This is a genomic window from Ruegeria sp. AH12, from assembly GCF_056541465.1.
The window spans coordinates 436,413-461,302 of the sequence record NZ_JBQFYL010000001.1; the positions used below are offsets into that span (position 1 = coordinate 436,413).

The following is a 24,890-nucleotide window of genomic DNA, read 5'->3' on the forward strand; positions in this document are numbered from 1 at the left end:
TCTGAAAGGCAAGGCGATGAAGGCTCCGAACCACGTGACAGTCGGCGGCGCCCCGGAAGGGTATGATGCGCAGCTTGTTCTGAACGAGATTGCGCGTTCTGGGGCTCCAGTCTGCCACGTCGCCCGCGATGATAAACGGATGGAGGCGATGCGCGCCGCATTGGCCTTCTTTGCGCCCGATCTGCCCGTCTTGGTGTTTCCCGGATGGGATTGTCTGCCATATGACCGGGTTTCTCCTAACGCCGACATAGCAGCGGCCCGGGTGGCGACGTTGGCGGCTTTGGTCCACCAGATGCCGGATCGGTTCGTATTGCTGACCACGCTGAATGCCGCGACGCAACGGGTGCCTGCGCGGGATGTGCTGCGCGAGGCTGCGTTTACGGCGCGTGTGAACCACCGGGTAGATGAGGATGCACTGCGACAGTTTCTGGTGCGCATGGGGTTCACCCAAAGCCCCACGGTGATGGAACCTGGTGACTACGCCATACGTGGCGGCATCATCGACATCTTCCCGCCGGGTGAATCCGGCCCCGTCCGATTGGACCTGTTCGGAGACGTTCTGGACGGCGCGCGCCGCTTTGATCCGGTCTCGCAACTTACTACCGAAAAGCTTGAAGTGGTCGAGCTTGCCCCCGTCTCCGAAGTCATTCTGGACGAGGCAGCCATCACCCGGTTCCGTCAGAACTATCGCATCGAATTCGGTGCGGCGGGTACGGATGATCCGCTCTATGAAGCCGTCAGCGCGGGTCGCAAACATCAGGGCATCGAACACTGGCTACCGTTCTTTCACGAGAAGCTTGAGACCTTGTTCGACTATCTGCCCGGTGCAACCATCTCGCTGGACGATCAGGTCACTCCAGCGCGGCTGGCGCGTTGGGCCTCGATTGAGGACCAATATGAAACCCGCCGTCTGGCGCTGGAAAATCGCTCGCGCATGGATACGGTTTACAAGCCGACCCCGCCCGGACTGCTCTATCTGGATGACGCGGAATGGGAGCAAGTCGTAGGCGACCGTCGGGTGATGCAGTTCAGCCCGCTGCCGCAGGCCAGCGGGCCGGGCGTCATAGATGCAGGCGGTCGGATTGGGCGCAACTTTGCCCCGGAACGCCAGCAGGAAAGCATTAGCCTATTTGGCGCTCTGGCCAGCCATATCACCAACAAGGTTATCAAAGGCCCGGTCCTGATCGCGTCTTATTCTGAGGGTGCGCGTGAACGTCTGACAGGCCTGATCGAGGATGAAGGTTTGGCCGAGGCCATCCCGGTCACCAACGGCACTCGCGTCGGCAAGCGTGGGCTGCATCTGGCGGTCTGGGCACTGGAACACGGGTTCGAAACCCCTGACCTGACCGTGATTGCCGAGCAGGATGTGCTGGGCGACCGCCTGATCCGTCAGCCCAAGAAACGGCGCAAGGCTGAGAACTTCCTGACCGAAACCCAATCGCTGTCCCCCGGCGATCTGGTGGTTCACGTCGATCACGGTATTGGCCGTTACATGGGCATGGAGGTGGTAACCGCCGCAGGTGCGGCTCACGAATGTTTGCTGTTGGAATATGCAGAACAATCAAAGCTGTATCTGCCGGTTGAAAACATCGAACTGCTGTCGAAATACGGCCATGACGAAGGCCTGCTGGACCGTCTGGGCGGCGGCGCATGGCAGGCCAAGAAGGCCAAACTGAAAGAGCGCATCCGCGAAATGGCGGATAAGCTGATCCGCATTGCTGCTGAACGTGCCTTGCGCAAGGCTCCGGTGATGGACCCGCCCCCCCACGCGTGGGACGAGTTTAGTGCTCGGTTCCCATACCAAGAAACTGACGACCAGCTACGGGCGATCTCAGAAGTCATGGAAGATATGCACTCTGGTGCGCCGATGGATCGCCTGATCTGCGGCGATGTGGGATTTGGCAAGACCGAGGTCGCCATGCGCGCGGCCTTTGTCGCGGCCATGTCTGGTGTTCAGGTGGCGGTGGTTGCGCCGACCACATTGCTGGCGCGTCAACACGCAGCCAGTTTTAAGGAACGGTTCCGGGGTTTCCCTTTGGAAGTCCGGCAATTATCGCGTTTCGTCTCAACGAAGGAAGCGCAACAAACCCGCGATGGGATGGCACGTGGGACAGTGGACATTGTGATCGGTACCCATGCGCTGCTGGCAAAGGGGGTACGGTTCCATAATCTGGGTCTGCTGATCATTGACGAAGAACAGCATTTCGGTGTGGGTCACAAGGAACGCTTGAAACAACTGCGCTCGGATATTCACGTCCTGACCCTGACCGCAACGCCGATCCCGCGGACGCTACAACTGTCGCTGACCGGCGTGCGGGACCTTTCGATCATCGGCACGCCGCCTATCGACCGGCTGGCTATCCGCACCTATGTCAGCGAGTTTGACGCAGTGACGATCCGCGAGGCGCTGCTGCGTGAGCACTATCGCGGCGGGCAAAGCTTCTATGTGGTCCCGCGCATATCCGACCTGCCCGAGATCGAGGAGTTTCTGAAGGAACAGCTGCCCGAGCTGACCTATGTGGTCGCGCATGGACAGATGGCAGCAGGCGAACTCGACGACCGGATGAACGCGTTTTATGACGGCAAATATGACGTGCTGCTGGCCACGACGATTGTGGAAAGCGGACTGGATATCCCGACCGCCAACACGATGGTTGTGCACCGGGCGGATATGTTTGGCCTTGCTCAGCTTTATCAAATTCGCGGTCGGGTTGGGCGCTCAAAAACCCGCGCCTATGCTTACCTGACCACCAAGCCGCGCCAGAAACTGACTGCTACGGCCGAAAAACGCCTGCGGGTTCTGGGCTCTCTGGATACGCTTGGGGCGGGGTTCACTCTGGCCTCTCAGGACCTCGACATTCGCGGGGCCGGCAACTTGTTGGGCGAAGAACAATCCGGCCAGATGCGCGACGTGGGCTATGAACTCTACCAGTCGATGTTGGAAGAAGCGATTGCCAAGATCAAAGCGGGTGAGATGGAGGGGCTGTCGGATGCCGACGATCAATGGGCCCCGCAGATCAATCTGGGCGTCCCGGTTCTGATCCCCGAGGACTACGTGCCCGATCTGGATGTGCGGTTGGGCCTTTATCGCCGTCTGTCCTCGCTGTCGACTAAGGTAGAACTGGAAGGCTTTGCAGCTGAACTGATCGACCGGTTCGGTTCATTGCCGAAAGAAGTGAACACATTGATGCTGGTCGTGCGGATCAAGGCGATGTGCAAACGGGCCGGGATTGCCAAGCTGGACGGCGGACCAAAAGGTGCGACCATCCAGTTCCACAATGACAAATATGCCTCGCCCGAGGGGTTGGTTGAATTCATCCAGAACCAGCGCGGTCTGGCCAAGGTCAAAGACAACAAGATTGTGGTCCGGCGCGACTGGAAGAAAGACAGCGACAAAATCAAAGGAGCCTTCGCCATTGCCCGTGATTTGGCGGAAAAGCTGATGGCCCAGAAGAAAAAGGCGAAAGCCTAGTCGCCGGTTACAAAGGTGCAAAGCTGCCAGTCGCCTGCGTCGGATTTCACAAAAGCGGCCCGGTAGCCGACCATGGACCACAGAAAATCGCTGTGCATATAGCCGAATGTGCCATCGGTCAGTCGCACCAGTTGGTATTCGGCCCCTTCCTGATAGTCGGGGATCAGGACGACCTCGTGGCTGATGAAATCCACGATGGCCCCGCTTCGCGCCGGTGAACGACGCAGTGTGACCCGGTCTCCGGTGACAAAATAGGCTAGAAACGGGTCCAGCGCAGCGGGCAGACTGATCCGCCATTGATGCGGCATCCAGAACTCGCCCTGATCGTCGAAGTAACCGGGTTGGGACAGGGTGTTTTCTAGCGCGGACCAGTATTCCGCACGCATATCGTCGGCCTGATCCCGATATTCCTCTTCCAAAGTTTCGGGCGGCACCGTCAGGCTTTCGCGAAATGCTTCGGGGCCGCTTTCGGTGCCGTGGCTGATATAGATATCCGGGCAGGCGGCGGCGATCACGGCCTCGGTATCGCGGGCGACGACTTTGGTCAGAAGATCATCTCGGAACGCGGCGAGCGACGGGTCATTGCCAGCCTGATCCACAGGAGGAAAGCTTTGGCGGTCTGCCCAGGCTGGTGCGCAAACAAGGACAGCCAGCGCAGATATAAGTGATTTCATTCAGCAGCTCTCATTGCGGCTTGGGCGCAGAAACAGGACGCGCCGACGGCACCATCGGCCCGCGCCAGCGCAAGGTCAAGCCGTTGTTTGATCTGTTTGATTTCAACTGACTCGCCACGCGCCTTCAGGCAGTCATGAAGGCCCTTCAGGCTCCAGACGTTGTCCGGGTGGATCGAGGCGCGGCTGAGGTCGCCGCCCAGACCCAAGTCCTCGCGATAAACCGCTTCAGCCTCGGCCACATGGCCCTGTTCGAACAGCAAGGCCCCAAGGGCGTGGCGCGTGGGTTGCATCCAGCCCCACGGCTCATCATAGGGCAGGGCGTCGTCCAGCTCGACCGAGCGGCGCAGATGGGCGAAGGCGATCTCGAAATTGCCTTTGCGGTACTCAATCTCGCCGCGCAGCATCTCGGTTGCGACCTCCAGCAGATCGATGACGCGGTTGTTGTGCAGCCGGCGCGCCTCGGGCACGCAGGCTTTGGCGCTGAGGAACAGCTGTTCTTCGGCCTCGGCCTGCGCCACATCGCCGGTTGCGGCATGGGCGATGGCGCGGGCGTAATGGGTGGTTGCCGTCAGCGTGCGGAACAGGTCGGGGTCTTCGGGCAGGTCCAGGGCCTTGGCCTCGGCCCAGCGGCCAAAGCGGATCAGGATATGAGGACCCATCGACATGTAGCTTTCGAAGAAATCCGCCATGGGCGGGCTTTCGACGCGCAGCATTTCTTCGGGCGTAGTGTCCCACATGGATTGATTGGCCCGGATCGCAGGTTCGATCTGTCCCAGAAACAGCGCGCCATAGATGGCGAAGTGATAATTGTGCAGTCGGTAACCGGTGTAAATGTTGAACGCACCTTCCCGCTCATAGTACTTAATGTCGGCGATTGAGGCCTTTTCGTTCCAGTGCACCACGTTCTGATAGTGCCCGCAAAGCACGTCGATATGGGTGGGCATATGCACCAGATGCCCGGCATCGGGGACCAGCGTGCGAAGCACGTCGCCTGCTTTCAGAGCCTTCTCTGGGGTTGGGGACATCTCCATCAGATGAACGTAAAGATGCAGCAGACCGGGATGGGACATAGCGGCGGGGTCATGCTCCATTGCCCATTCCAGCGCCTCTTGCGCCTCGAGTGTGGCGGCCCCGTCGGCGGGTTTGCCGGTGCTCAGGTCCCACATTTTCCAGGGGGTCAGGTTCAGCAGGGATTCGACGTAGATGGTGCGTAGGTCCAGATGTTCTGGCTGGGTGGCGAAGGCTGCGCGCATGGCGTCGGCAAAGTCGAAATCCCATCGATGCATATCTTCTACCGGATCGCGTTGCGGGTAACGCGTGGGCAGAGCCTGGATCAGCACCTTTTCAACTTCGGTGCATCCATCCAACAGCGCTAAGGCTTGCCGTGTCGCATCGTAAGCCTTAGCCAACGCTTCTTGCCGCCCTCGGTCGTCCTGCAAATCCCAAGGCAGGTTATAGTTCGGCCCGGCAGCATAGGCGACGCCCCAATGGGCCATGGCGCAATTGGGATCATGTGTGACAGCCTTTTCGAAACATGCCACCGCTTCAGTGTGATTGTAGCCATAGGTCCAGACCAGACCACGGTCGAACCATTGTTGCGCTTCGGTTGAGGACGTGGTCACAGGACAGGTATGGCTGCCCAGATCATAATCATAGCTCATTGCAGAAGCTCCCCCCGAATTTGGAAGCAGGGTAACGCGATTTAACCTGTCTGCACAGGGTCAGGCGGAAATCTGTTTTCGATCCGACCCATGTGAACCATCAAGCCAAAGGCCGTGATACACATGGTCAGAATGCCAATTGTCAAAGGCGTGATCGAGCCGTCGAACAGCAACCCGATTGGGGCGGCAATGGCGGCGGCCAGCACGGTGGCGACCGATCCGATCACCGAAGCGGCCATGCCCGCAATATGGCCCATCGGCTCCATCGCGATGGCGTTGAGATTGCCCATGGTCACCCCAGCCATGAAGAACACAGTTGTCTGCCATGCCACAAATAAGGCGAAGGACGCGTCGGGTGACATTGGCATGACGCTCAGCGTTATCACCAGCGTCGTGATCAGAATCTGACCACCCAAAGCCCAGGTCACCATACGGCGCATTCCGATACGCACAACCAACGCGGCGTTCAGCAGGCTGGCTGAACCTGAGATCAAAGCCACAAAGCCAAACCAGAACGGAAAGCTGTCAGCGCGATCATGGATCACGTCATAAACAGGCTGCACCATGGTCAACATGGTGAACAAGATGCCCATGCAGAGGGTCTGCACCAGGATCGAGAGACGCACGGTGGGATGGGCAAACATCTCTTTCGTGGCGGCAACCATGAGGGGCAGGCGGAAGGGGCGGCGGTTCTCGACCGGCAGCGACTCTGGCAGGCGGGTGCCCATCCAGATGCAGACGATCAGCGCGAACAGAATGAACAGGGCAAATATGCTGCGCCATCCGGACAGGGCGATAACACCTGCGCCCAGCATCGGGGCGGCGGCTGGGACCAGCGTGAAGATCATCATGGCGATCGAGATGATCCGAGCCATGATCCGACCGGAATACAGATCGCGAATGATCGCCATCGCCACAACGCGCGGACCTGCGGCGCCAAGGCCCTGCGCCACGCGGGCGGCCAGAACCAGCTCGAGCGACGAACTGGCCCAAGCCACGGCAGAGGCCACGATATAAAGCACGACACCACCATAGATCACCGGCTTGCGCCCAAATGCATCTGACAGGGGTCCAGTGAAGAAGGTCCCGATCCCCATACCCAACACAAAGGATGTCAGGATCAACTGCGCGCGGTTGATATCATCCGGGCTGAGCTGCGCGCCAATCTCGGGCAGGGCGGGCAGCATCGAATCGATTGAAAAGGCGATGGTCGAGAACATCATTGCGATCAGCGCAATGAATTCCCCTCGGGACATGCGATTGGCCATGGGCGCTCCTTACCTGTTCGCGCTATCACGGCAGATCAGGTTGCGCCAGACCGGAATTTTGCACAGAGCTCTGTGCTTCTATGCAGAGGAAGCCTCAATTTGAGACATGATCTCGCCAATCACTTTCTCCCACATTTCAGGGGGTTGAGCACCTGGAACGGCGTGTTGATTGGCAACGATGAAGGTCGGAACAGAACCAACACCCATTTCGCGTGAATGGGTATCGCGGTTGCGGATATCTTCGCGGTCGGCGTCGGATTTCAACAGTTTCAGCACCACTGCCGCATCCATACCTGCACTGTCGGCAATGTCAGACAGAACCTCCGGGTCACCGATATCGCGGGCCTGAACGAAATAGGCGTCGAACAGAGCATCGACAACGGCGTTCTGCTTTCCCTCGATCCCGGCCCAGTGGATCAGGCGATGTGCGTCCAGAGTGTTCGGCGTACGCTTCATCCCTTCAAAGTCGATCCTGAGGCCCGCATTCTCGGCATGTTCAACGACGGGTGCATAGGCGCGCACCGCACCGTCCTTGCCGCCGAATTTCCGTTCCAGATATTCGCGCCGATCCATGCCAGCATCCGGCATATCGGGGTTCAGTTGGAACGGGTGCCACTCGATTACAAAGGGGTGGTCCGGCACCTTTGCCAAGGCCTTGTCCAGATGGGTTTTGCCGATGTAGCACCACGGGCAGATCGGATCGGACAGGATATCAAGCTTGACGGTCTGAGTCATTCGGAGGTCGCCTTGAAATAGGCCGGCAATGCGCGGCGCAGGAGTTTGCCGTTGCCGCCGGTCGGCAACTCGGGAAGGTGAACGAAGGCGCGCGGTTGTTTGTAGCGTGCCAGATTGGCTTGGACATAGGCGCGCAAAGCGTCCTCGTCCAGCCTTTGGGGCCCAGTATAGAAGGCTGCTATCACAAATGTGTCCGGTTTGACTTCAACCGCTGCGGCCCCGACCTGTGTGATGCCGGGATAGCGGGACAGGACGGATTCGACCTCTACCGGCGAGACGCGATAGCCGCTTGCATTCATCATATCATCGACCCGCCCCAGATAGGTGATCTGCCCATCGACGGCCATGGCCCCATGATCGCCGGTCAGGAACCAGTCGCCCTGCATACGCTGCTCGACCTCATCCGGTGCGTTGATATAGGTCAGCATCAGGCCTGGGTCAGATCGATGGATGGCGATGGTGCCATCCTGTCCTTGTGGAACGGGACCCTCCGGCCCAAGGATCGCAACGCGGCGACCGGGTTGTGGCTGTCCCAGCGCTTCACCACGTGCGGGATGCGCCGGGTTGGAGGAGATGAAGGTCGAGCATTCTGACATTCCATAGGCCTCGAAAAGGTCGGTGCCAGTGGCGGACTGCCAGCGTTTATGTAACTGCGGAGACAGCTTTTCTCCGGCGCAAAGCCCATGGCGCAGATCGGGCAGATCGATCTGTTCCGGGCCTTGCAGCATCTTTCGGAAAACACCGGGTGCGGCGGCAAAGATCGTAGCGCGGCTGCGCCCTAGCAATCCAGGCAGCGCGGCGAGGTCGGTGCCGGGTTCCGGGATCAGAGCCGTCGCGCCGATGGTCCATGGATCCATCAACCCCGTGCCCAGCGTGTAGGTCCAGTTGAACGCCCCGGCGTGGCACAGGCGATCCTGCTGCGTCAACCCATACCAGCCATCCATCATCATCTGTCGTGCCCATATGGCACGGTGGGCGTGGGCCACAGCACTCGGTTTGCCCGATGTGCCCGAGGTGTAAACCACATAGGCCAGCCGCTCGGGGTCACCCAGATCAAACTCGGCAGAGGGCAGGTCGCGCATCGCTTGCAGTGCCGAAAGGTCGATTTGATGCGGATGCGTAGCGCAGGCCACGGATGGATCACGCAGGATGACAGACGGGGAAAGATCGGAAATGATGCGCGCCGTTTCCGGTTCGGTCAGTTGCGACGAGGTTGGTACCGGCACGATCCCCACCGCGATCGCACCAAGATAAGAGATTGGGAAATCGACGGTGTTTCCCAACCGCATCAACGCGATATCACCGGGTTTCAAACCCGCCCGCAACAGGCCAGTGCCCGTTCCCAGGACGGCGCGGTTTAAACGGTTATAGCTCCAGTCATCCGTGCCGTTCGCACCCAGAACGGAGAGGGCCGTTTTGTCTGACAAGCGATCCGCATGGCGCAGCACATGGGCGGCCAGATTGAACGGAATGGGGCAGGGCGCGGGTGGCCCCTGATCAAAGATCGATAACATGCAGTCTGGCTAACGCGGCGTCTGCTGCGTTGCAAGCAGGGCTGGCTGGTCCTATAGAAAGGCCATGAGCACGCAAGATCCCAAATCCCTAATCCGCATTGCCCGCGAATCCGGCGTTGAGGCCGAGGTTGAACCTCTGGACCTTGGCGTGCGCGTGCGCGAGTTGCGCAAGGCGCGCAACTGGACGCTGGAACAGGCGGCCACGCAGGCCGGGTTGGCGCGCTCGACCCTCAGCAAGATCGAAAACGGGCAGATGTCGCCCACCTATGATGCGTTGAAAAAGCTGGCCATCGGGTTGGAGATTTCGGTGCCGCAACTGTTCACGCCACCACAGCGGGATCAGGTGATCGGGCGCATGGCAGTGACTCGGGTAGGGGATGGCACGGCCCATGCCACCGCAACTTATGAGCATGAGCTGCTGGCAGAGACGCTGACCAAGAAGCAGATGTTGCCCTACCGCGCGCGGGTGCGCGCGAGGTCAATGGACGAGTTTGACGGCTGGGTGCGCCATGATGGTGAAGAATTCTTGTATGTGCTGACGGGTGTTGTGCGACTGTATACCGAGTTTTACGAGCCTGTTGAAATGCGCCGGGGGGATAGTGCCTATTATGATGGCAGCATGGGGCACAATGTCGTGTCGGTCAGCGACGAAGATGCCACGATCCTGTGGGTGACGTCACTTGGCTAAGGCTGCGTGCGCCAGTTCGTGGTTTAGGCGTTCGGTGAACAGGAAATCCTCGACCTCTTCATGGGCTTCATTCACCGTCAGATGATGGCGTTCGGCCAGATAGGCCTCGAACCGTTCACGATTGTTCCAGACGCTGTCCATGTCCTGATCTCTCAGGTTTGGAAAACGCCGTTTTGCGCGGGCATAGGTAGCGCCCAGCTCTTTCGTAAGTTCTGCCCAGTTCAACATGTGCGAGCCTCCCGTGATCCGACCTGGACTGCTCTCCCCCACCGATAGGGTACGAAGCTGTTACAGTAACGTGAGACATGACAAAATGTCGCAGGTGTTGTGCGGGTTGTTTGCCAAAGAAAAACCCGCTGCGGGTCGTCCGCAACGGGCCTTTGGACCTGAGTTTGTGAGTGAGTGGTAGCCGGTCCGATGTAACGAGGTCAGGGTCAATGTCCCGCCTGTTTAGGTGTCTGATATGAAAGAGCTAATTTTCTGCGGATCGTGTGTTTCCCTACGCTCAGGCTATATCACTAGAATATGATGAGTAAAGTGAATTGATGACTATGGTCGGAAACCTACCAAATTTAGATGTCTGAGACGTATGTTGCCGATCTTTGTTTATCACCACACTAAACATGGGGCGTATGTCACCCTGTGCCGATTATTGCCGAAGCAGGATAGCAAAAGGGTTGGGGCGCGATCAGAGCCTCGCATCCAGTGTTCGGTTCAACAGGCCATTCGCTTTGTCAGGCTTTTGGTGCGACGCAAAGGGGCTTAACCTTCGTACCACCAGATCTCTGGCATGTATTGCGGCCCGTCGCCGTAGATCGGCAGCGTTTCGGGGAACTTCAGTTCCCTGATATGCGCGATACGGCCAACATCGAAATTCCAGATCGGAATGACATACCGACCTGCTGTCAGAACCCGGTCCAGCGCGCGGGTGGCGGCCACGAAATCCTCGCGGGATTCCGAGGCCAGCATGGCATCGATCATCCCGTCCACAGCCGGTGAGACAACGCCCATAAGGTTGCGCGTTCCTGGCGTATTGGCGCTTTCGCTGCCCCAATACAGGCGCTGTTCATTACCCGGAGACAGGGACAACGCACGGCGGAAGGGGGTCATGTCAAAGTCTTGCGCGTCGATACGAGAGGTGTACTGCGCGTCATCGACCTTTGTGACCGTCAATTGAATCCCAAGACGTTCCAGAGCACGCGCATATATTTCTGCGATCACACTGACATCCTGTACCACGTTCAGGCTGCCTTGACTGATCACAAGTTCTATTTTGAAGGGCATACCATCAGTATTGCGCAGTTGACCATCCTGAATGGTCCAGCCAGCCTCTTCCAGCAGGCCCAGCGCTTTGCGAATACTGCGGCGATTGCGCTCGGTGCCATCCCCCTCGGGCAGCTCATAGCCTTCCAGCGTGCCCGGCGCTAAATCAGAGGCATACGTTTCCAGCAGTTGTTCCACACGACCGGTGGCTGGGCCCGGCTTCATGCCTAGCTCAGAACCTGAGAAATAAGAGGTTATTCTTGGCTGCGCACTTCCCGTGATGGTGTCGTTGATAAACTCGAAATTGAACGCCAGCGTCAGGGCCTCGCGCACGCGCCGATCATCGAATGGAGCTTTGCGAGTGTTCATGACAAAACCAGTCATGCCAGAGGGTTTTTGATGCGGGATTTCGGTTTTTACAACGTCTCCACGTCGCACTGCAGGGAAGTCATACTGAGTGTTCCACTTGTCTGCGTTGAACTCACGCACGGCCGATAGCTCACCGGCCTTGAACGCTTCGAAAGCGACTGTTCCATCACCATAAAACTCGATCCTCATCTCATCCAGGTTCATCGTACCGCGGCGGAATGGGATGTCTGCGCCCCAATAGTCAGGGTTTCGGCGCAGGTTGACGTATCGGCCCGCCTCAAAGTCATCGATCACGTAGGGGCCGGTGCCGATCGGGATGTCTTGCAGCGGGGCGTCGGCAAAGCTCTTGCCCTCCCACTGAGCCTTTTTGAGGATCGGCCGCAGCCCAGCGATCAGCGCCAATTCGCGATCAGGTTCATTGAACGAAATCCGGACCGTGCGCGGGCCGGTTGCTTCTATATTGTCGATCTTGGACCACAGACCGCGATAACGCAGATGACCTTCGGTGCCCAGTGTCTGGAACGACCAGATCACATCCTCGACCGTGACCGGTGTTCCGTCGGAGAACGCAGCCTCTTCCCGAAGCGTGAATTCGACCCAGGACCGGTCCGGCGCCGTCTCAACCGATTCGGCTAACAGCCCGTAAAGAGTGAAAGGTTCGTCCCAGGACCGGCCCATCAGGCTTTCATGGGTCCAAAATCGCAATTGCCAGGGAGAGGTGCCTTTTTGCACAAACGGGTTCAAACTGTTATAGCCGCCCGTATTCCCAAAAACGACCTTGCCACCTTTGGGCGCATCTGGATTTGCATAGGGCAGAGACACAAAATCCGGTGGTAGAGCCGGATCGCCATACATAGCTATGCCATGTGACGAATCTGCTTGGGCCAAAGGGGCGGCCAAAATGCAGGCGATTCCCGCTGCGAGTGAACGAAGAGGGCGTAGAAAATCCGGGCTCATTTTGGAAACAATCCTGCTCTGGCCTTATTTTGTTGGGTATCATCGTACCGATGATTTTTCTTATTTTCAAACTTTTAGCTTGGATGAAGGCATGGAATTGCTTATAAAGGTCTCACTGCTCGATAGGTTTCTTGCCTGTATGAAACCTGCCTCAATAACTTAACGCCCGCTTCGTGCGGGCGTTTTTTTTGACTACGGCGAGCCGTATCAGCGCGAGACTTTATCGGCGTCTTTCCCCGTTTTCTTTGCAGGTGCAGCATGGCATGCTGCGTTTGAACAGAGGTCAGCGGAGAATGGTTATGAGCCTGTCGGGAAAAACAGCGATCATCACGGGGTCGAATTCAGGGATTGGATTGGGCATTGCGCGCGAACTGGCCAAAGCCGGGGCAGATGTGGTCTTAAACTCATTCACGGATCGGGATGAGGATCATGCGCTCGCTGCCGAGATCGCAAAAGAAACGGGAACCAAAACACGTTACATCAAGGCCGACATGTCCAAGGGCGATGAATGTCGGGGCCTGATCGCGCAGGCCGGGGCTTGCGATATCCTGGTGAATAACGCGGGCATTCAGCACGTCTCGCCCATTGATCAGTTCCCGGTCGAGAAATGGGATGCGATTATCGCGATCAACATGAACTCAGCTTTTCATACCACGGCAGCAGCTTTGCCTTTGATGCGTGCCGCAGGTTGGGGACGGATCGTCAATATCGCGTCGGCCCATGGTCTGACGGCTTCGCCCTACAAGACGGCCTATGTCGCAGCCAAGCACGGCGTTGTCGGGATGACCAAATCGGTTGCTCTGGAGACAGCGCAGGAGCCGATCACCTGTAATGCGGTTTGTCCGGGCTATGTGTTGACGCCGCTGGTTGAGGCGCAAATCCCCGACACGATGAAGGAATACAACTTGAGCCGCGAGGACGTGATCAAGAATGTCATGTTGGAGCGGCAGCCTTCCAAGGAGTTCGCCACGGTCGAGCAACTGGGTGGCACAGTGCAATTCCTGTGTTCCGATGCGGCGGCGCAGATCACAGGTACGACGATCTCGGTGGATGGGGGCTGGACGGCTTTGTGAGCTATCATGGGGGCTCTGCCCCCATACCCCCGGGATACTTTTGGCCAGATGAAGAGGTGGAACCATGAAACGGATCAATCTGGCATTGCAAGGTGGTGGGGCGCATGGGGCCTTCACCTGGGGCGTTCTTGACCGAATTCTGGATGAAGAGGATATCGAGGTTGCGGCGATCACCGGAACCTCGGCCGGGGCGTTGAACGGGGCGGCGTTCAAATCGGGGATGGTGCATGCAGGCCGCGACGGCGCGCGGGCGCGATTGGATGAGTTGTGGAAACAGATGGGCGCTGTGGGGGACATGCGCGTGACCAACTGGTTTCGCGGGTTGGAGCCGTCCAGCATTGCGCAGACCATGGAATATTCGCTGCCCTATTCGGTGGGCGAGGCCTGGTCGCGGATGGTGTCGCCTTATGCCTATGGGCCGTTCTTTTCCAACCCGCTTGAGCCCGTTGTTGACCGGTTCAACTTTGAAGAAGTCTGCGCCGATCAGGGGCCACGCCTGTTTGTCTGTGCAACCTGCGTGCGCAGCGGCAAGATCCGTGTGTTCACGGGCAGCGAGATATCGACAGATGCTATTCTGGCCTCGGCCTGTTTGCCGACCTTGTTCAAGGCGGTTGAGATTTATGACCCAGAGACCGAGCGGATCGAAGCCTATTGGGATGGCGGGTATACGGGTAACCCGGCCTTGTATCCTTTGTTCGGTGATGACCTGCCGGATGATGTGGTGATTGTGAATATCAACCCGCTGGAACGAGATGAATTGCCCATCACGCCGCAACAGATTCAGAACCGCATCAACGAGATTAGTTTTAATTCTTCGCTGTTTCGCGAGTTGCGGGCGATCAGTTTTGTGCAGCGCTTGTTGCAAGAAGGTAAACTGAAAGCGGGTGAGATGAGCCGTGTGTTAGTGCACATGATCGCGGATAACGACCTGATGAACAGCCTGTCTGTTGCCACCAAGACGGTGCCCAACCCGGTGATCCTGCATAAGCTGAAACAGGCAGGTCGGGATGCTGCGGATGGGTTCCTGTCACGGCACAAGGATGATCTTGGGCAGAACAGTACCGTCGATCTGCCTGCGATGTTCGGCTGATCACTCGGGCGGTTGGGTCGGGTCTTTTTCGTTCGGATAGACCAGCCCGGCCGAGATCACCAGTTTAGCCGCATCTTCGATGCTCATATCCAGCAAGATGACGTCTTCCTCTGGGAAGAACAGCAAGAAGCCCGAGGTCGGGTTGGGTGTGGTCGGAATGAATACGCTCAGCAGGTCGCCGCCGGTTTCGGCCCTGACATTGACTTCGCCCTTGGCTGTGGTCGACACGAACCCGATGGCCCAGATGCCGCGACGTGGGTATTGAACAAGACAGGCTTTTTCAAAGGACCGCTCGGTCTGGGCGAACACGGTTTCCGAGATTTGTTTGATCCCGGAATAGATCGATCGCACGATGGGCATGCGATTTACCAGGCCTTCAGCGAATGAGATCAACGAGCGGCCAAGGATGCCCTTAGCGATCCAACCGACCAGAATCGTGAAGATCAGGAAGATAATGACGCCAACGCCGCGCAGGTTGATACCCACATATTGCTCAGGCTGGAATTGATGTGGCACCAAAGGCAGCACCGCGCTGTCGATCCAGCCAACGACGGACCAGATCAACCAGACGGTCAGCCAGACCGGCGCGATCACGACGATTCCCGTTAGGAATGACGCACGCAGGCGCGCGAACAGACCGGGGCGGCGATGGGGCTTTTCGTCAAACGGTGTATTCATTGCAGATCCGAGTGGCTTGCCGGACTAGTTAAGCAGTCCGGCGGGCCGGTGCAATAGGGCAGAATTACGTGCTGTTTGCCAGTGCTTTAGCGATATTCGCAGCCAGTCGCGCGTTGTTGCGGACCAATGCGATATTTGCGGTCAGCGACCGGCCTTGGGTCTTTTCAAATATCCGTTGCAGGAGATAGGGCGTGACGGCCTTTCCGGTGATGCGGTGTGCATCCGCATCGGCCTGCGCCTCGGCGATGATCGGGGCCAGTTCCTCGGCTGGGATCTGATCGGCGGCGGGGATCGGATTGGCGACCAACTGACCGCCGGGCAGACCCAGAGCGCGGCGGGTGGCATGGGCCTTGGCGATGGCCTCGGCGCTGTCCATCCGCAAGGGCGCGGCATAGGGGGATTTGGCCGACCAGAAGGCGGGGAATTCGTCTTGGCCATGGGCGATGACAGGCACACCCAACGTCTCGAGCACTTCGAGTGTTTTGGCCAGATCAAGGATGGCTTTGGCCCCAGCAGCCACAACAGTGACTGGGGTTTGGCCAAGCTCGTGCAGATCAGCAGAGATATCGAACGAGGTTTCAGCCCCCTGGTGCACACCGCCAATACCGCCGGTCGCAAAGACCTCGATCCCCGCATAATGCGCTGCGATCATCGTCGCGGCGACGGTGGTGGCACCGGTACCACCGGTCGCAAGACACGCTGCCATATCCGCGCGCGAAAGTTTGGCGACGCCTTGCGCTTGGCCCAAAGACTGCAACTGATCGGGTTCAAGACCTACGTGCAGCGCGCCCTCGATCACCGCCATCGTGGCCGGAACGGCGCCCGCATCGCGGATGTCTTGTTCTACCTGGGCTGCGACCTCGATGTTCTGGGGGTAGGGCATACCATGGGTGATGATGGTGCTTTCCAGCGCCACGATGGGCTGACCAGTGTCCTTGGCGGTGCGGACCTCGGTGGAATAGTGGATGTTGATCACAGCGGTGTTTCTCCGGAAACATAGGTTGCGGCGGCGTTCAATGCGCGGGTGAGGGCCGAGCGCTCATCGGCCCCGTTTGATTCCGAGGCGATATGGGCCGCCATGAAAGTGTCGCCCGCGCCGGTAACGCGGGTCACCAGAACGGATGGGGGTGTCTGGGTCAGAACGCCTGTTGCTGATCCCACGGTCGCGGAACTGCCGCCATCGGTGACTAGGACCCGCAGCGCACCGCGATCCAGCAGGCCTTTGGCGGCGGATTCTGAATCGGTGAACTCGCGCTGGCAGAGCAGGCCCGCTTCTTCCAAATTCACATAGAGCGTCGCACGGGCGTGTTTCAGGAAGGGCAGCAGGCGTTCGGCCTTGCCGGGCGAAGCCGGCGCAACCCGCAGGTCTGCCTTGGCAAAGGCCGGGCTCTGCGCGATTTCTTCCAGCAGGTTCAGTGTCAGGTTCCCATCCAGCGCAATCGGGCCTTCAAAGGGGGCGTTTTCGTACCCCAAGGGACCGTTCATCAACGGGCGCAGGATTTTGGCCCCGGCCGCCTCAAGCGAATGCGCATCGGCGATGGCAGCAATTAAACCATTCGCCCCTTCGACCGCCATGTAGCGGTCAGTGGGCAGGTCTTGCGAGCGGTAGATATGCTCGGTCACCATACCGAGCCGTGCGCAGGCGTTTGCCAATTCGTCACCTTCGGGGTCGCGGCCAATCGCGGTCAGCAGGGTCGGGGTCATGCCAAAGCGCACCAGCGTCATGGCGATGTTCATCGCAACGCCACCGGGCAAACGCGTGATCCGGCCGGGCACATCCGATCCTTGTCGCATGGCGCTGGCGGATCGTCCGATCACGTCCCACAGGACAGAACCGATACACAGGATTTCGCTGTTCTGAGTCATGCTGCTGTCATGCCGCAGCACCGGGGGGCGTGCAAGAGGGCGCGCGCAGATAAAGCCGAGCGACCATGTGTTCGGGCTTGCGATCCGACGCGTTCAGCGAGAAACTTGCCACATATGGTTTCTGATTTGATTTTATTCGCAGAGTGTCGCGCATGAGCGGGTTGATCCGCCTTATCCTGATATTGCCGGTCGTTTTGACCTTGTTTGCTGCGCCGCTTAAGGCGCAATCGCATCCGCCGAGCATTGTCGAATTCTGGACCAAAGCAGATAGCCTGCTGATCGAGATCAGCCTGAATGCCGAGATGTTTCTGGCCGGGCTCGACCCCGACACGCAACCGGATGTTGCGGGCAGTGCGCGCTACCGCGAACTGCGCCGGCTGGTCTCATCCGAGTTGGAGGTCGAGGTGCGGGGCTTTGTCGAAGACTGGGCGGCCTCTTTGCAGGTTGATGTCGAAGGACCGGTTCGTCTTTCCTACGAAGGCGTGCGCATCCCGGTGGTTGGGGATCCGGACGAGCCCCGTCTCTCAAAGCTTTTGCTGACGGCACCCTTGCCCGATGGGGCATCGGCGCTGCGGCTGACGTGGCCCTCCGGTCACGGCCCCGTTGTGATCAAACAGCAGCGTGTCGAGGCACCCTATACCGGATACCTGATGGCCGGAGAGACCAGCCCGCTGATCCCTCTGCAAGGTGGCGCGGCACTGAGCGGACAACAAACGATACAGGTGTTTCTGGTCAAAGGGGCAGAGCAGATCGTAATGGACGGTATGCGTGTATTTGCGTTGGCCCTGGCTTTGGTCTTTCTGTCGCTGACCCCAAGGTCACTGGTCCTACAATTGGTCTTTTTGTCCCTAGGCGCGGTTTTTGGGCTGGCGTTGTCAGCTTACGGAGCATTGGTGCTGTCGTCCGTTGTTACGACGATGTCGTTGACGGCAGCAGTTGTGGTGCTGGCGCTTTGGAATCTGATCCTGCGCGGTATTCATGTGTTTCGCCTGTTGGCGGTGTTTGCCATTGGCCTGCTGTTGGGCAATGCCCTAAGCCAATCGCTTGGTGCGATCGGTGCGCCGCCGGATCACCTGCCGCCGGCGCTTTTGGGGTATGCGATTGGCTATCTGGCGGTCCTGTCAGCGGCTGCCGCTGCCGTGTTGGGTGTTGTCACAGTAATCGCGGGCGGATCCCATCGTCTGCGCGGTCGCATCTCGGTTTTGGGCTCGATCCTGATTGCCGGTCTGGGCGTTTATTGGATGATCCAGCCTTGGTTGCTTAGCTAGCTATGCTCTCAAGCAGAGTGTTCAGCGCCACCACCGGGTCCTCGGCAGACCAGATTTCGTTGCCGATGCCAAAGAAATCTGTGCAGGGGGACAGGGTGCGGATCAGGTCGGGGGTCAGGCCGCCCTCGGCCACAACCGGAACTTCGATCATTTCGGACCACCATTGAAACAGGTCTTTCTCCGCCAGCGTGCCATCGCCTAGGGAAGAGGTGCCCACTGGACCGAAGGCGACATAGTCGACGCCTGCCTCACCTGCGGTCATGCCGTCATGGCTGGAGGCCCCGCAGAAACTGCCAACGATGGCATCGGCACCTAGTTCCTTGCGCGCCGCGCGCACCGACCGTGCCCCGTCATCCAAATGCACGCCATCCAGCCCAAGCCGCTGCGCCAACAGAACATGGTTAGACATCACAATCGCCACATCGCGCGCATGGGCTACCTCGCGGCAGGCATCGGCAGCGCGGGCAATGGTATCCTCATCATTCCCGGCCAGAGCGAGGCGAATGCACGCGATCTCGGACCCGTCGAGCACCCGCGCCAATTGGTCCGGAAAGGCGCTGAGCGTGATGGTCGGGGGCGTGATCAGGTAAATCTGCGGCTGCTCTGGGGTGTCCATGTGCGCGTCCTTCGGCATTCAGTTCCTGGCGCGGTTTAGCGGATTGCGGCGGGGAAGCAAACTTATATGCCCGCCGGGCGCGAATTTACGAATGGATGAAGCGGATCGGGTTGCCCTACTAAGGCTGGCGGATTAGAGCGTGCGGAAGTTTTTGGAGACAGCCATGCCCAGCGATACATCCCAGCCTTCTTTCGTGCTTGTGCGCCCGCAGATGGGTGAAAACATCGGTGCCGCTGCGCGGGCGATGTGGAATTTCGGGCTGGATCGTATGCGGATCGTTGCCCCTCGGGATGGGTGGCCGAACCCGAAGGCGGTGGCGATGTCCAGCGGCGCCGGTCGGCTGCTTGACGAGGCGCAGCTATATGACGACCTGGCCGAGTCTTTGGCAGATACCACATTTGTCTTTGCGACGACGGCGCGTCAACGCGGTCTGACCAAACCGGTCTACAGTCCAGAACGCGCTATGCAGATCGCGGCGGAGAAGGTGGCGGCAGGCGAAAAGGTCGCCGTTTTGTTTGGGCCCGAACGCGCTGGGCTGGAAAATGAAGACATCGCCAAAGCCAACGCCATCATCTCGGTTCCCGTAAATCCAGAATATGCCTCGCTGAACCTGGGCCAATGCGTCTTGCTGACCGCCTATGAGTGGATGCGCCAGACCGGTGATGTGGTGCACAAGGCCACCGATCTGGGCAAGGGCGATTGGGCGACCGGGATCGAGGTCGAGAAGCTGGTTGAGCACTATGAAGATCGGCTGGAAGAGGCTGGTTTCTTCTACCCGCCGGAAAAGGCCGAAGGCATGAAGACCAATCTGCGCAACCTGTGGTCGCGGATGCGGATGACGCGGGCGGATGTGCAGATGTTGCACGGTGTCATGCGTCAGATGGTCCGTTGGAAAGACAAAGGGTAAGGCTGGACCTTACCCCTCACTGGCCCTAGCTTGCGACGAAATCCAGGACATATGAGGACAGCATGAGCGCCAAGCGCAGCATCTTCGAAGACGTCTCAGACACCGAAAAACAAAAGGCCGTTCAACCCGGTATGATTGACAAGGGCCGTGGCGGGGCACGCAAGGCGATCCGGGCGTGGCTGATGATCTTGTTCGCTCTGGTTGTTGTGATGATCGCCGTAGGTGGCCTGACCCGGCTGACCGATAGCGGGCTGTCGATCACCGAATGGCGTCCGATCACCGGGGCCATCCCGCCGATGACCGAGGCCGAATGGCAATCGGAATTCGACAAGTACAAGGAAATCGACCAGTGGCGCATTCAGAACCAGTGGATGGAGCTGGATGATTTCAAATTCATCTACTGGTGGGAATGGGGCCACCGCCAACTGGGCCGCGTGATCGGTCTGGTCTGGGCGATTGGCTTTTTTGGCTTCCTTGCTGCTCGCGAAATCCCCACGGGTTGGACCGGCAAACTGCTAATCCCCGGCGCCTTGGGCGGCGTTCAGGGTGCGGTCGGCTGGTGGATGGTCGCCTCGGGCGTGACACAGGGTGAGGGGATGATAGCCGTTGCCAGCTATCGTCTGGCGACACATCTGGGCTTGGCCTTCGTGATCCTTGGGTTCCTTGCTTGGTATATCTTTGAGCTGCGCCGGGATGAGCGCGACCTGATGCAGGCCCGCCGCGCGAAAGAGGCGAAACTGTTCTCGCTCTCGACCGGCTTGCTGCATTTCGCTTTTTTGCAGATTCTCATCGGTGCGCTTGTCGCCGGGATCGATGCTGGACGGTCTTACACCGACTGGCCTCTGATCGGTGGGCAGCTATTGCCGCCAGATGCGACCATGCTGGAACCGATGTGGCGCAACTTTTTCGAAAGCCCCGGTCTGGTGCAGTTCATCCACCGTTGCGCGGGATATCTGCTGTTCATCTTCGCCATCATCGTCTGGCGTCGGGGGCAGAGCAGCACCCACCCACAGACCCGTTTCGCCTTCAATGCAGCCTTGGCAGCCCTGTCTCTGCAGGTGGTGGTCGGGATCGTGACGGTCGTCTACGCAGCACCCTGGCAGATTGCCATTTTCCACCAGTTCATGGCCGTTGTCGTCTGGACCCTGATCCTGCGCGCGCGCTTCCTGGCGGCCTACCCAATTGCAACTTCAGTGCGCGGAGTTTGATACCATGACCGCATTCAATGACCTGATGGCCTTTCAGCGTGAAACCTCGGCCTTAGCTCAGATCGCAGGGCGGTTGGGCTGGGATCAGGAAACGATGATGCCACGTGGCGCTGCCGCTCAACGGGCCGAGGAGATGGCCGCGATCGAGGCTGTGCTGCATGCCCGCCGGTCTGACCCGTGCGTATCGGAATGGTTGGATCAGGCCGCCCCTCAGGATGAGGCAGGCAAGGCACAGCTGCGCGAAATTCGCCGGGCTTATGAACGGACGGTCAAAGTACCGGCCGATCTGGCAACTGCAATTGCCCGCGTGACCTCGGCAGCTCAGGGCAAATGGGCGCAGGCGCGGGCGGACGAAGATGTCTCGGCCTTCCTTCCCGTGCTGGAAGAGGTGGTTGGGCTAAAGCGGCAAGAAGGTGAAGCGCTGGCGCAGGGCGGCGACGTATATGACGCCATGGTCGAGGATTATGAGCCCTACACCACAGGCGCTCAGATCGCCGCGATCTTTGATGAAATGCGCCCGCGTCTGGTGGCTTTGCGCGCTGCAGTGCTTGCACGCCCACAGCCCGCGGAACTGACCGGTCAATTCGATGAGCGCATTCAAATGCAGCTTGCCGAAAAGCTGGCCGTTGCCTTTGGGTATGACCTGAACAATGGTCGTGTGGACAAGGCGGTGCATCCGTTCAGCTCGGGCAGCGGGCTGGATGTGCGGATCACCACCCGCACCAGCGAAACCGACCCGTTCAACTGCTTCTATTCGACCATTCACGAGGTCGGCCACGCGGCCTATGAACAAGGCATTGACCGCGACTATCTGCTGACGCCGCTGGGTCAGGGCGTGTCAATGGGTGTGCACGAAAGCCAAAGCCGGATTTATGAGAACCAGTTGGGCCGGTCACGTGCCTTCACCGGATGGTTGTTTGGCCAGATGAAAGATGCGTTTGGTGACTTTGGCATCGCCGATGCGGACGCGTTCTATGCCACCGTCAACCGCGTCCACAACGGCTACATCCGCACCGAGGCGGATGAGGTGCAGTACAACCTGCACATCATGCTGCGCTTTGATCTGGAGCGTGCTCTGATGGCGGGTGATCTGCAAGTCAGCGATCTTGAGGCCGCGTGGAATGACCGGTTCAAGGCTGATTTCGGCTATGCGGTCGACAAGCCTTCGAACGGGTGTTTGCAGGATGTGCATTGGTCAGTGGGTTTGTTTGGTTATTTCCCGACCTATTCCTTGGGCAATGTCTATGCCGGGTGCCTCTATCAAGCCCTTCAGAAGGCGGTGCCGGAACTGGAGGCCCAGCTGGCCGAAGGTGACACATCGCAGGCTACCGGATGGCTGCGCGAAACGGTTCAGCGCCACGGCGGTCTCTATGCGCCGCGCGAGATCATTCGGCAGGCCAGCGGGATTGAACCGGGGCCGGGTCCGTTGTTGGACTATCTGGAGCAGAAATTCGGGGCGCTCTACGGTCTTTGACAGGTTGTCGTCACGTTGTCGTGCGGCAACGTGGCGTTTGATGTCTGGATCGGTAGAGTAGGCGGCACCATACCCGACGGAGAGCCGCTTGCCCCTGAAAACAAATCTGAAATCCAATCTGGCAGCGGCCATCACAAGTGATCAATTGCTGAATGCCCGCAGGCGGGTGCATGATCTACGCCGCCGCCTGCGTGGCGCGGATCATGTGGTGCACTACTTCCATGATGCTGCCGACCCTTACGGTGCGCTGACCGCGCAAATCCTGCCCGCATTTCAGGCAAAGTATGGGGTTATGTTGTGTCCGCACCTCATCTCGGGCCCACCATCCGAGGCTGTGCCCGAACCCGATGCTTATCAGAAAAACGCTATGGTTGATGCGACCCGATTGGCGTTGAAACATGGGTTGAACGCGCCTGTGAAGCCCTCCATCGAAAGGATACAGAAGGCCAATCGTCTGTTCGCAGCCGCGATTGACACCCCGGATTGGACTGATCGATTGAGCGACGTTTCTGCGGCCCTCTGGACCGGTCACGCGCTGCCGGAGGAAACCGGTGTAGACCCGGGCGCCAGCATGACTGCGGGGGATCAAACGTTGGTCTCAATGGGTCACTATCTGGGCGGTACATTCTTTTATGGCGGCGAATGGTATTGGGGGATCGACCGTCTGTATTATCTGGAACAGCGGTTGCAGCAGGCAGGGTTGGGCGGGGACCCTCTGATCGTTCCGGTTTCTGATCCCACGGATCAGCCTCTTGCAGGTGAAGCACAAGAGCTGGAGTTCTTTTTCTCGTTCCGCAGTCCCTATTCCTATCTGGCCTTCGAACGAGTGGTTAATCTTGGCAAGCGGCACAACGCCCGGCTGATACTTAAGCCGGTGCTGCCTATGCTTATGCGTGGATTGCCGGTTTCCAAGGCCAAATCGCGTTACATTCTAAGGGATTGCACGCGCGAGGCGCGGCGCTTGGGTATCCCGTTTGGCCGGATTTGTGATCCGTTGGGGGCTGGGGTCGAACGCGGCTATGCGCTGTTCGACTATGCCGAAGATCAAGGCAAATTGGCACCATATTGCGCGGCCTTCATGCGGTCCGTCTGGTCGCAAGGCGTGGATGCCGCGACCGACAAAGGGATGGAGCGGATCGTAACCAGCGCAGGTCTGGAATGGAGCGTCGCGCGGCCCTTGCTAAACGCGCAGGATTGGCGAAGTCGGGTGGAGGTTAATCAGCACCGCCTGCAAGAGCTTGGCCTGTGGGGCGTTCCCAGCTTCTGCGTCGATGGGCAAAGCCTGTGGGGGCAGGATCGGCTTTGGGCGGTCGAGGATCTGTTGACGGCAGACCGCACGCGCTAGACGCCAGGCATCAACTCAATCCGCGCGGCAACGGCGGCAAAGAATAAGACACTGCCCACCAGCACAAAGACATGCCAGATCGTGTTGTGATAGGCCATCCAGTCGGACAGGTAGAACACCACGCCAGCGGTATACACCAACCCTCCGGCGATCATTAGCATCAAAACGGTGGGCGCAAGCTCTGCCAACATGGATTGTCCGGCCCAAACGGCGGCCCATCCCATCATCAGATACAGCGCCAGGCCGAACCAGCGAAAGCGGTTTGGGTCGAGCATCTTAAGAGCCGACCCCAAAGTGGCCGAAGACCACAAACCCAGCAAAAGCCCGGTCGCCTGCGTACCAGATAGCAACAGGAACGGCGTATAGGTGCCTGCAATTTTTACATAAATACCCGAATGATCAAGGCGGCGTAGAAGCTCGGTCCAATCATCGCTTTCAATCATGTTGTACAAGGCGGACAAGCTGAGCATCAGGATAAGCGTAACGCCATAGATCGACACCCCGACAACCGCCGCCGGATCATACCGGTAAAGCACGGTCATGGTGATCAACAGCGGCACGCCGATGACGGCGGCGCATATGCCCAGAACATGAACAACCCCGTCACTCAAGCGCTCGGCTCGGCTATAGGCTGGGCGGATATGTGCGAAGGACCACATGGGAAAAAGTTAAGCAGCAGCAGGGTTTCGGGCAAGTTAACGGGCCGTTTCGATACCCATAACGTGATCCGAAACGAAAAAACGCCCGCATTGCGGACGTTTTGT

21 protein-coding genes are annotated in these 24,890 nt (G+C 58.9%); 9 read left to right on the forward strand and 12 right to left on the reverse strand.

What is annotated here, in order from left to right; genetic code table 11:
* Window positions 1–16 precede the first annotated feature (16 nt).
* Window positions 17–3,472: a transcription-repair coupling factor gene (gene mfd / locus ACR0EL_RS02275; protein ID WP_480497852.1), complete on the forward strand. Its 3,456-nt coding sequence runs from the start codon at window positions 17–19 to the stop codon at window positions 3,470–3,472.
* Here the strand turns inward: mfd and ACR0EL_RS02280 are convergent.
* From ACR0EL_RS02280 to ACR0EL_RS02300, 5 genes are all read right to left on the reverse strand, one after another.
* Window positions 3,469–4,146, reverse strand: a complete 678-nt coding sequence (locus ACR0EL_RS02280; RefSeq protein WP_480497854.1) for an SH3 domain-containing protein — start codon at window positions 4,144–4,146, stop codon at window positions 3,469–3,471. The genes mfd and ACR0EL_RS02280 overlap by 4 nt on opposite strands.
* Window positions 4,143–5,807 carry a tetratricopeptide repeat protein gene (locus tag ACR0EL_RS02285; protein ID WP_480497856.1) on the reverse strand — a complete coding sequence of 555 codons (1,665 nt, stop codon included), beginning with the start codon at window positions 5,805–5,807 and terminating at the stop codon, window positions 4,143–4,145. Before ACR0EL_RS02285 ends, ACR0EL_RS02280 begins: the two co-directional genes overlap by 4 nt.
* Window positions 5,808–5,848: 41 nt before the next feature.
* Entirely contained in the window at window positions 5,849–7,075 is a 1,227-nt protein-coding gene (locus ACR0EL_RS02290) for a multidrug effflux MFS transporter (protein WP_480497858.1), read from the reverse strand.
* A 78-nt stretch (window positions 7,076–7,153) separates the two neighbouring features.
* Window positions 7,154–7,810 carry a DsbA family oxidoreductase gene (locus ACR0EL_RS02295; RefSeq protein ID WP_480497860.1) on the reverse strand — a complete coding sequence of 219 codons (657 nt, stop codon included), beginning with the start codon at window positions 7,808–7,810 and terminating at the stop codon, window positions 7,154–7,156.
* Window positions 7,807–9,324 carry a class I adenylate-forming enzyme family protein gene (locus ACR0EL_RS02300; protein WP_480497862.1) on the reverse strand — a complete coding sequence of 506 codons (1,518 nt, stop codon included), beginning with the start codon at window positions 9,322–9,324 and terminating at the stop codon, window positions 7,807–7,809. Before ACR0EL_RS02300 ends, ACR0EL_RS02295 begins: the two co-directional genes overlap by 4 nt.
* Before the next feature lie 64 nt (window positions 9,325–9,388).
* Here ACR0EL_RS02300 and ACR0EL_RS02305 point away from each other — a divergent pair, with 64 nt between their 5' ends.
* Complete coding sequence (locus ACR0EL_RS02305; RefSeq protein ID WP_353006982.1) at window positions 9,389–10,012, forward strand: helix-turn-helix domain-containing protein; 624 nt, start codon at window positions 9,389–9,391, stop codon at window positions 10,010–10,012.
* Here ACR0EL_RS02305 and ACR0EL_RS02310 read toward each other — a convergent pair.
* Both ACR0EL_RS02310 and ACR0EL_RS02315 read right to left on the reverse strand, forming a co-directional pair.
* Entirely contained in the window at window positions 10,001–10,240 is a 240-nt protein-coding gene (locus ACR0EL_RS02310; protein ID WP_353006984.1) for an SPASM domain-containing protein, read from the reverse strand. The two genes, ACR0EL_RS02305 and ACR0EL_RS02310, sit on opposite strands and share 12 nt — an antisense overlap.
* Before the next feature lie 534 nt (window positions 10,241–10,774).
* Window positions 10,775–12,601 carry an extracellular solute-binding protein gene (locus ACR0EL_RS02315; RefSeq protein ID WP_480497864.1) on the reverse strand — a complete coding sequence of 609 codons (1,827 nt, stop codon included), beginning with the start codon at window positions 12,599–12,601 and terminating at the stop codon, window positions 10,775–10,777.
* A 299-nt stretch (window positions 12,602–12,900) separates the two neighbouring features.
* Here ACR0EL_RS02315 and ACR0EL_RS02320 point away from each other — a divergent pair, with 299 nt between their 5' ends.
* On the forward strand, window positions 12,901–13,674 hold the full coding sequence (locus ACR0EL_RS02320) for a 3-hydroxybutyrate dehydrogenase (RefSeq protein WP_480497866.1): 774 nt from the start codon (window positions 12,901–12,903) through the stop codon (window positions 13,672–13,674).
* A gap of 64 nt (window positions 13,675–13,738) precedes the next feature.
* Window positions 13,739–14,764 (forward strand): patatin-like phospholipase family protein, encoded by a 1,026-nt coding sequence (locus tag ACR0EL_RS02325; RefSeq protein ID WP_480497868.1) that lies wholly within the window; start codon window positions 13,739–13,741, stop codon window positions 14,762–14,764.
* On the opposite strand, the gene ACR0EL_RS02330 is transcribed toward ACR0EL_RS02325, so the two are convergent.
* From ACR0EL_RS02330 to ACR0EL_RS02340, 3 genes are all read right to left on the reverse strand, one after another.
* Entirely contained in the window at window positions 14,765–15,442 is a 678-nt protein-coding gene (locus ACR0EL_RS02330) for a DUF502 domain-containing protein (protein ID WP_353006996.1), read from the reverse strand.
* A gap of 64 nt (window positions 15,443–15,506) precedes the next feature.
* Window positions 15,507–16,418: a pseudouridine-5'-phosphate glycosidase gene (locus ACR0EL_RS02335; RefSeq protein WP_480497870.1), complete on the reverse strand. Its 912-nt coding sequence runs from the start codon at window positions 16,416–16,418 to the stop codon at window positions 15,507–15,509.
* Window positions 16,415–17,308, reverse strand: coding sequence for a PfkB family carbohydrate kinase (locus ACR0EL_RS02340; RefSeq protein WP_480497872.1), 894 nt, complete (start codon window positions 17,306–17,308; stop codon window positions 16,415–16,417). The genes ACR0EL_RS02335 and ACR0EL_RS02340 overlap by 4 nt, the downstream gene beginning before the upstream one ends.
* 152 nt (window positions 17,309–17,460) lie before the next feature.
* On the opposite strand from ACR0EL_RS02340, the gene ACR0EL_RS02345 reads away from it, so the two are divergent.
* Window positions 17,461–18,576 carry a hypothetical protein gene (locus tag ACR0EL_RS02345; protein ID WP_480497874.1) on the forward strand — a complete coding sequence of 372 codons (1,116 nt, stop codon included), beginning with the start codon at window positions 17,461–17,463 and terminating at the stop codon, window positions 18,574–18,576.
* Here ACR0EL_RS02345 and ACR0EL_RS02350 read toward each other — a convergent pair.
* Window positions 18,569–19,192 carry a thiamine phosphate synthase gene (locus ACR0EL_RS02350; protein WP_480497875.1) on the reverse strand — a complete coding sequence of 208 codons (624 nt, stop codon included), beginning with the start codon at window positions 19,190–19,192 and terminating at the stop codon, window positions 18,569–18,571. The two genes, ACR0EL_RS02345 and ACR0EL_RS02350, sit on opposite strands and share 8 nt — an antisense overlap.
* Before the next feature lie 163 nt (window positions 19,193–19,355).
* On the opposite strand from ACR0EL_RS02350, the gene ACR0EL_RS02355 reads away from it, so the two are divergent.
* The 4 genes from ACR0EL_RS02355 to ACR0EL_RS02370 all read left to right on the forward strand — a co-directional run bounded on the left by ACR0EL_RS02355 (window position 19,356) and on the right by ACR0EL_RS02370 (window position 24,126).
* Window positions 19,356–20,099 (forward strand): RNA methyltransferase, encoded by a 744-nt coding sequence (locus tag ACR0EL_RS02355; protein WP_480497877.1) that lies wholly within the window; start codon window positions 19,356–19,358, stop codon window positions 20,097–20,099.
* A gap of 62 nt (window positions 20,100–20,161) precedes the next feature.
* The gene (gene ctaA, locus ACR0EL_RS02360) at window positions 20,162–21,307 is read left to right on the forward strand and encodes a heme A synthase (RefSeq protein WP_480497879.1); all 1,146 of its coding nucleotides are present in this window, start codon (window positions 20,162–20,164) and stop codon (window positions 21,305–21,307) included.
* A gap of 4 nt (window positions 21,308–21,311) precedes the next feature.
* Window positions 21,312–22,781 (forward strand): carboxypeptidase M32, encoded by a 1,470-nt coding sequence (locus tag ACR0EL_RS02365; protein WP_480497881.1) that lies wholly within the window; start codon window positions 21,312–21,314, stop codon window positions 22,779–22,781.
* 88 nt (window positions 22,782–22,869) lie between these two features.
* Entirely contained in the window at window positions 22,870–24,126 is a 1,257-nt protein-coding gene (locus tag ACR0EL_RS02370; RefSeq protein WP_480497883.1) for a DsbA family protein, read from the forward strand.
* Here the strand turns inward: ACR0EL_RS02370 and trhA are convergent.
* Window positions 24,123–24,785: a PAQR family membrane homeostasis protein TrhA gene (gene trhA / locus ACR0EL_RS02375; RefSeq protein WP_480497885.1), complete on the reverse strand. Its 663-nt coding sequence runs from the start codon at window positions 24,783–24,785 to the stop codon at window positions 24,123–24,125. The two genes, ACR0EL_RS02370 and trhA, sit on opposite strands and share 4 nt — an antisense overlap.
* Window positions 24,786–24,890 lie beyond the last annotated feature (105 nt).